This window comes from Neisseria sp. HMSC70E02 (genome assembly GCF_001838645.1).
Lineage (GTDB): Bacteria > Pseudomonadota > Gammaproteobacteria > Burkholderiales > Neisseriaceae > Neisseria > Neisseria macacae.
This window is the reverse complement of record NZ_KV838073.1, coordinates 1-7,240: the sequence shown is the minus strand read 5'-3', so window position 1 is coordinate 7,240 and position 7,240 is coordinate 1. Positions and strand designations below refer to the sequence as shown.

Below are 7,240 nucleotides of genomic sequence, written 5' to 3'. Positions count from 1 at the left end.
CAACGCCGTACTGATTTAAAGTTAATCCACTATACAACCGCCCACCACGAAACCAACATAAGCAAAGGTCGTCTGAAAACCCCAATTCAAGGTTTTCAGACGACCTTTCACTTCAAAACATCAAACCATTAGTTCGAACCGACTTTAATCTTCTGCCACAGATTAACCGACAGTTTCTTCGCATCCGAACTCATTTGCGGCATCACAAAACCGTCTTTCATATCCTGAGCATTCGGGAAGATGGAGCGGGTGTTAACCAATTCGGCAGGCATTTTCTCGCGTGCCGGTTTGCTTGCGGGCGCGAAGGTAACGGCAATGCCGTTTTTCGCAGCCACTTCGGGATCAAGCGTGTAGTTGATGTATTTATGGGCATTGGCGATGTTTTTCGCATCGGCGGGAATCAGCCAAGATTCAATCCAGAAGCCCATACCCTTCGGCGTCAAAACTTCAATGCCGACGTTGTTTTTCACTTCTTCGGAACGGGCTTTCGCCAAGTTCAAGTCGCCGCCGTTACCCGCTGCGAGACAGATGTCGCCGCGCGCCAATTCGTCAATGATAGAAGGGCTGAAACGTTTTACATCAGGACGGATGGCTTTCAGCACTTCCGCCGCCGCTTTCAAATCGTCAGGATTTGTGCCTTTGGGGTCTTTACCCAAATAGTTCAGCAAAATCGGGAACATTTCGCTCGGCGTATCCCACAAAGCGATACCGCATGATTTCAGCTTGTTGGTGTATTCAGGCTTGAACAGCAAATCCCAACCGTTTTCAGGCAGCTTGCCGCCCAAAAGTTCTTTGCCCTTCGCCGTAATTGCCAAAGTGTTGACGCCGGAGAAATAAGGAACGGCATACTGGTTGCCCGGGTCGGCAGTTTCCAGCATTTTCAACAACTCAGGATCGATGTTTTTATAATTGGGAATCAAGTCTTTATTGATTTTTTGATAAGCACCTGCTTCGATTTGGCGGGGCAGGAAGGCGATGCCAGGAACGACCAAATCATAGCCGGATTTGCCGGTCAGCATTTTGGCTTCGAGGGTTTCGTTGTTTTCGTAAAGGTCGTAGGTCAGCTTCAGCTTATTGGCTTTTTTGAAGTCTTCAACGGTGCTCTCGTCAACGTAGTTCGACCAGTTGTAGATGTTCAAAGTATCGGTGGCGGCTGCTTCGGCATTGGCAGCAGGCGCGCTGCCTGCTTGAGGTTGCTCGGTTTTTTTCTCGCCACCGCCGCAAGCGGCCAGCGATAATGCCGCCAATACGGCTAATACGGATTTTTTCATACGGGCAGATTCCTGATGAAAGATTGTTAACAGAAAATGAACACTCCGCACCCCATCAATACCCCGGCGCAAAGCGGGGCTATTGTAATGGAAGTAGGTGAGAACTCAAAGCAATATCTGACTGATTTTTATTGAAATAAGGCACGATTTCTTAGGCTCGGGAAAACGGCGTTGCACAAGATGTCGTTTTTGGGCAAAATACGGGCGATTTGCGCGCGCAAACAGAGAAAATACTTGCATATAGAGAAATCTGTCTTTAAAATTGCGCGTTTACAGAATTTATTTTTTCAGGAGATATTCAATATGGCAAACAGCGCACAAGCCCGCAAACGTGCCCGCCAATCGGTTAAACAACGCGCCCACAACGCCAGCCTGCGTACTGCATTCCGTACCGCAGTGAAAAAAGTGTTGAAAGCAGTTGAAGCCGGCGACAAAGCTGCTGCTCAAGCAGTTTACCAAGAGTCCGTTAAAGTCATCGACCGTATCGCTGACAAAGGCGTATTCCACAAAAACAAAGCAGCCCGCCATAAGAGCCGTCTGTCTGCCAAAGTAAAAGCATTGGCTTAATCTTTTTCGCCCATCACCTTGGCGTGTTACCGCGTCGGGACAGGCAAGCAGATAACGATGCCCCTGAGGTCTTAACCTTTCAGGGGCATTGCCGTATGTGATGCAAGTTGATATAAACTTTTCAGACGACCTGCCGTAAAGAAAGCGAAAGGCGGTAAAATGCGGTTTAATCTGTTTTTAAAACGATTAATCCCGATGTTCAGGAAAAGGTCGTCTGAAAACACCCAATCGGCAATCCCATGAATGAAATGATGAACAAGATGTTGAAACACGATTTGGCGCAAAGCGATACCCTAAAGAACAAAAAACCGTCATTCTCCAAATGCCGGCGCGCCTTGATGCTTATCCTTGTCGGCGGAACTGCCGCTCCTGTCGCCTATGCCGACACGGCTTTGCAATGTACTTCCATTCAAGACAATGCCACCCGTTTGGCGTGTTACGACAGCATTTACTCGGCTCAACTGCCGCCGCAAGCACCGCTGCCCGTCATTCGCGAAGAAGCCGCCAAAGCGCCGGTCGATTTGCCCAAAACCATCAGCACCAGCCGTGAGAAAAAGGCGGCGACGATTGTGTTTGACGAAAATAAAGAGCAATCCACCCTTTCGGAAGACAATCTCCGCACCGCAGCCGATGCCTACACGCCGCTGAGCCTGATGTACGATTTGGACAAAAACGACTCGCGCGGCTTGCTAAGCGTGCGCGAGCACAATCCCATGTACCTGATGCCCGCATGGTACAACAGCTCGCCCAACCTCCATCCCCACTCCCCTTCGCGCGGCACGACCAATCAGGAAAAATTCAGCGAACAGAAACACATAGAAACCAAACTGCAAGTTTCGTTCAAAAGCAAAATTGCCGAAGATTTGTTTAAAACCCGCGCGGATTTGTGGTTCGGCTACACCCAAAAATCCGATTGGCAGATTTACAACCAAGGCAGAAAATCCGCGCCGTTCCGCAATACCGATTACGAACCCGAAATCTTCCTGACTCAGCCCGTGAAGGCAGATTTGCCGTTCGGCGGCAAACTGCGGATGGTCGGCGCAGGCTTCGTCCACCAATCCAACGGACAAAGCCGTCCCGAATCCCGCTCATGGAACCGCGTTTACGCATTGGCGGGGATGGAATGGGGCAAACTGACCGTCATCCCGCGCGTGTGGATGCGCGCATTCGATCAGACCGGCGAAAACAACGACAATCCCGACATTATCGACTATATGGGTTATGGCGATTTGAAGCTGCAATACCGCCTGAACGACAAACAAAATATTTCGTCCCTGCTGCGCTACAATCCCAAAACCGGACACGGCGCGGTTGAAGCCGCCTATACTTTCCCGATTAAAGGCAAACTCAAAGGCGTCGTGCGCGGCTTTCACGGCTACGGCGAAAGCCTGATTGATTACAACCACAAACAAAACGGCATCGGCATCGGTCTGATGTTCAACGACTGGGACGGAATTTGACACCCAACCCCGTTTTCAGACGATCTTTTACATCATGTTGCACACAGGTCGTCTGAAAGCAAAACAAACACCCTCCCCATATTAAAAACACTCGTTTCCTATCGCCCAAACGCGTATAATGCAACGTTTGGGCGATATTTGTCGGAATGACACAGAAGATGACAGAACAAACAGCCGAAGGCGGAAAAGTTGCCAAGGCATTAAAAAAATATCTGATTACAGGCATGCTGGTATGGCTGCCGATAGCCGTAACCATTTGGGCGGTCAGCTATATCATATCTGCCGCAGACCGGCTGATCAGTCTGCTGCCCGAGCAATGGCAGCCCCAATATTTTTGGGGATTCAATATTCCCGGCCTGGGCATTATTGCCGCCATCGTCGTCTTATTTCTGACCGGCGTGTTCGCCGCCAACGTTTTGGGGCGTCAAATCCTCGCCGCATGGGACAGCCTATTGGGACGGATCCCCGTCGTCAAATCCATTTATTCCAGCGTCAAAAAAGTATCCGAGTCCCTGCTCTCCGACAGCAGCCGCTCGTTCAGAACGCCCGTGCTGGTTCCATTCCCGCAACCCAATATTTGGACGATTGCCTTTGTTTCAGGGCATATTCCCGACAAACTCAAAGGCAGCCTGCCGCACGATGACGACTATCTTTCCGTCTATGTGCCGACCACGCCCAACCCGACCGGTGGCTATTACATCATGGTGAAAAAAAGCGACGTGCGCGAACTCGATATGAGCGTGGACGAAGCATTGAAATATGTGATTTCGTTGGGCATGGTGATGCCGGATGACTTACCGCTCAAGCCCCAAGCCGAAATACGATGTTTAGAAAAATAAACTAGAGATGGCAAACACATGACACATGGTCGTTTTGGCCTTGATTCATGGCTATTTACATTGTCATTATTGTTTTTAGCTGTTGTACTTTGGCGTTGGGAAAATCGTGATGACTGAAATTTTCAGACGAGCTGAACGCATAAACCAACAGCCTGAAAGTTTATTCAACCTCCAAATATAAACATGAAATATTTATCTGCTTTACTGCTTGCCTTGTTTCTGCCCAATCTAGCCGTCTCCGCACCTGTAACCAACAGCAAAGGCGAAGAGGTATTTCTATTTGATTGGCACAAACAACCTGCTTTCAAAAAACTTTGGCACGAACAAGTTGGCAAACATGCACCCAAAGCCCCCATGCACAATTGGGTGCGTAAAATGGCAGGTCCGATGCCGCCGCTGGAAAGTGTGAAAATCGGCGGCAAGACCTACTACTACACCACCATGTGCCAACCGCATAACTGCGGAGGCAACAACATGTATATTCTGACTGACAAGCAACATATCGCTGCTTATCATGTTGTTTATAAAAATGATGACTCCTTTTCTGCAGACAATCCGGATCAAATCTACATTTACGGTAAGCCCACGGAAGCAGAATTAAATTTTCTGAAGGCAGAATGGCGTAAAGAACAAAACAATTAAGGTGTCTTTTTTCAGACGACCTTTTCCTTCTTTTCAAATTGAACAATATAAAAAGGTGATTTTATGCGTACCAACTATTGCGGCCTGATCAGCGAGCAATACTTAGACCAAACCGTAACCGTCAAAGGCTGGGTACACCGCCGGCGCGACCACGGCGGTGTGATTTTTATCGACCTGCGCGACCGCGAAGGCATCGTCCAAGTCGTGATTGACCCCGATACGCCCGAAGCGTTTGCCACTGCCGATTCCGCCCGCAACGAATACGTTTTGAGCATTACCGGCCGCGTGCGCAACCGTCCCGAAGGCACGACCAACGACAAAATGATTTCCGGCAAAATCGAAATCCTTGCCAAAGAAATCGAAGTCTTGAACGCTGCCGCTACGCCGCCGTTCCAAATTGACGACGAAAACATCAGCGAAAACGTGCGCCTGACCAACCGCGTTATCGACCTGCGCCGTCCGGTGATGCAGCGCAACCTGCGCCTGCGTTATCAAGTCGCTATGGGTGTTCGCCGTTATCTGGACGCACAAGGCTTCATCGACATCGAAACGCCGATGCTGACCCGCTCCACGCCCGAAGGCGCGCGCGACTACCTCGTGCCGAGCCGCGTTCATCCGGGCGAGTTTTTTGCTTTGCCGCAATCGCCGCAATTGTTCAAACAACTGTTGATGGTAGCAGGTTTCGACCGTTACTACCAAATCACCAAGTGCTTCCGCGACGAAGACCTGCGCGCCGACCGTCAACCTGAATTCACCCAAATCGACTTGGAAACCTCGTTCTTGAACGAGGATGAAATCATGGACATCACCGAAGGTATGGCAAAACAAGTCTTCCAAGACGCGTTGGGCGTGGACTTGGGCGATTTCCCGCGTATGCCTTACGCCGAAGCCATGTTCTACTACGGCTCCGACAAACCCGATATGCGCATCAACCTGAAATTTACCGAGCTGACCAACCTGATGAAAACGGAAGAATTCAAAGTCTTCCGTGGCGCAGCCGACATGAAAGGCGGCCGCGTGGTCGCTCTGCGCGTACCGAACGGCGCGAAATTCAGCCGTAAAGAAATCGACGAATACACCAAATTTGTCGGCATCTACGGCGCGAAAGGTTTGGCGTACATCAAAGTGAACGATGTCAGCAACCTTTCCAACGGCGAAGACAGCGGCCTGCAATCTCCAATCGTGAAATTCTTGTCTGAAAACGCCCTGAAAGAAATCATCGAGCGTACCGGAGCACAAAACGGCGACATCATCTTCTTCGGCGCGGACAAAACCAAAGTCGTGAACGAAGCCATCGGCGCGTTGCGTATCAAAGTCGGTTTGGAACACGGCAAAGACAACGGCTACTTCGTGGACGAATGGAAACCTTTGTGGGTCGTCGATTTCCCGATGTTCGAATACGACGAAGACGCCGACCGCTACGTTGCCGTACACCATCCGTTTACCGCGCCGAAAGAAGGTCACGAAGACCTGATGGTTTCCGACCCGGCAAACTGCCTGGCACGCGCCTACGACATGGTGTTGAACGGCTGGGAAATCGGCGGCGGTTCTATCCGTATCCACCGTGCCGACGTACAGGAAAAAGTGTTCGCCGCGCTGAAAATCAGCCCCGAAGAGCAACAGGAAAAATTCGGCTTCCTCTTGGACAACCTGAAATTCGGCGCGCCTCCGCACGGCGGTTTGGCATTCGGCCTCGACCGTTTGGTGACGCTGATGACCGGTGCCGAATCCATCCGCGACGTGATTGCCTTCCCGAAAACCCAACGCGCCCAATGTCTGCTGACTAACGCGCCGAATGTGGTAGACGACAAACAACTGCGCGAATTGAGCTTGCGCCTGCGTCAAAAAGCGACCGAAAATAAAGAAGCGTAATTTTTAAAAGCAGGTTAGCAACACCTGACAGCCAAAAGGTCGTCTGAAACCTAATTACACGGGTTTCAGACGACCTTTTTCATCACGGATGTAATGAATGTCAGTAAGCGGGTATTTTCTATTTTAATCCTCTGACACTCATCAAGTCATGGGCAAATCGCCCTATTAAATTTAATCCAATTGAGTAATATCAGTTTATATTCATAATCCCACAGTAATTTTTTACATTTCCCCCTTGTCATGCTATCCTCGCCTCCCCTGTATGTATCAGCTTGTTTCATCAAGCAGTTTATTGTTGCACGCATACAGACAATATCCTGATTAATTATCGACAAGAGTATTGCTATGAAAAAAATAACTTCCTCTATTCTAAAAACCTGTTTTGCAGCGACGGCGGTTATCACAGCGCATTCTGCGTTTGCATATGACGCTTCTCGTCCCACCTCTGCACCCGCACGCAGCACTTTGGACAACCACAATTTCCCCTATTCCATGCCGATTAATCCTAATGCAGCGCGCGACGGCAAACCTTATTTGAAAGCACACGACGAAGTAATGACGCTGGCGGGCGCAACCCTGCCTCCTGCAC

The 7,240-nt window shown here is 49.9% G+C and carries 6 protein-coding genes and 1 pseudogene; 6 read left to right on the top strand and 1 reads right to left on the bottom strand.

The genetic code is table 11. From position 1 onward, the window contains the following. Nucleotides 1-128 precede the first annotated feature (128 nt). Nucleotides 129-1,271, bottom strand: a complete 1,143-nt coding sequence (locus HMPREF3277_RS02525) for an extracellular solute-binding protein (RefSeq protein WP_003769278.1) — start codon at nt 1,269-1,271, stop codon at nt 129-131. Nucleotides 1,272-1,574: 303 nt separating this feature from the next. Between HMPREF3277_RS02525 and rpsT the strand changes: the two genes are divergently transcribed. The 6 genes and pseudogenes from rpsT to HMPREF3277_RS02495 all read left to right on the top strand — a co-directional run. Further along, nucleotides 1,575-1,838: a 30S ribosomal protein S20 gene (gene rpsT / locus HMPREF3277_RS02520; RefSeq protein ID WP_002212556.1), complete on the top strand. Its 264-nt coding sequence runs from the start codon at nt 1,575-1,577 to the stop codon at nt 1,836-1,838. A 239-nt stretch (nt 1,839-2,077) separates the two neighbouring features. Next, nucleotides 2,078-3,298: a phospholipase A gene (locus HMPREF3277_RS02515; RefSeq protein ID WP_070869943.1), complete on the top strand. Its 1,221-nt coding sequence runs from the start codon at nt 2,078-2,080 to the stop codon at nt 3,296-3,298. Nucleotides 3,299-3,456: 158 nt separating this feature from the next. After that, complete coding sequence (locus tag HMPREF3277_RS02510) at nt 3,457-4,137, top strand: DUF502 domain-containing protein (RefSeq protein WP_070869942.1); 681 nt, start codon at nt 3,457-3,459, stop codon at nt 4,135-4,137. Between the two features lie 183 nt (nt 4,138-4,320). Next, a complete protein-coding gene (locus HMPREF3277_RS02505; RefSeq protein WP_003761553.1) occupies nt 4,321-4,779 on the top strand; it encodes an Ivy family c-type lysozyme inhibitor in 459 nt (152 codons plus the stop codon). Nucleotides 4,780-4,842: 63 nt separating this feature from the next. After that, complete coding sequence (gene aspS, locus HMPREF3277_RS02500) at nt 4,843-6,651, top strand: aspartate--tRNA ligase (protein WP_070869941.1); 1,809 nt, start codon at nt 4,843-4,845, stop codon at nt 6,649-6,651. Nucleotides 6,652-6,996: 345 nt separating this feature from the next. Continuing rightward, a pseudogene (locus HMPREF3277_RS02495) lies at nt 6,997-7,240 on the top strand (hypothetical protein); the annotation flags it as partial.

Coding starts and splice junctions, on each gene's coding strand:
- HMPREF3277_RS02505 (WP_003761553.1), top strand. CDS start 4,321: ATGAAATATTTATCTGCTTTACTGCTTGCCTTGTTTCTGCCCAATCTA.
- HMPREF3277_RS02515 (WP_070869943.1), top strand. CDS start 2,078: ATGAATGAAATGATGAACAAGATGTTGAAACACGATTTGGCGCAAAGC.
- rpsT (WP_002212556.1), top strand. CDS start 1,575: ATGGCAAACAGCGCACAAGCCCGCAAACGTGCCCGCCAATCGGTTAAA.
- aspS (WP_070869941.1), top strand. CDS start 4,843: ATGCGTACCAACTATTGCGGCCTGATCAGCGAGCAATACTTAGACCAA.
- HMPREF3277_RS02525 (WP_003769278.1), bottom strand. CDS start 1,271: ATGAAAAAATCCGTATTAGCCGTATTGGCGGCATTATCGCTGGCCGCT.
- HMPREF3277_RS02510 (WP_070869942.1), top strand. CDS start 3,457: ATGACAGAACAAACAGCCGAAGGCGGAAAAGTTGCCAAGGCATTAAAA.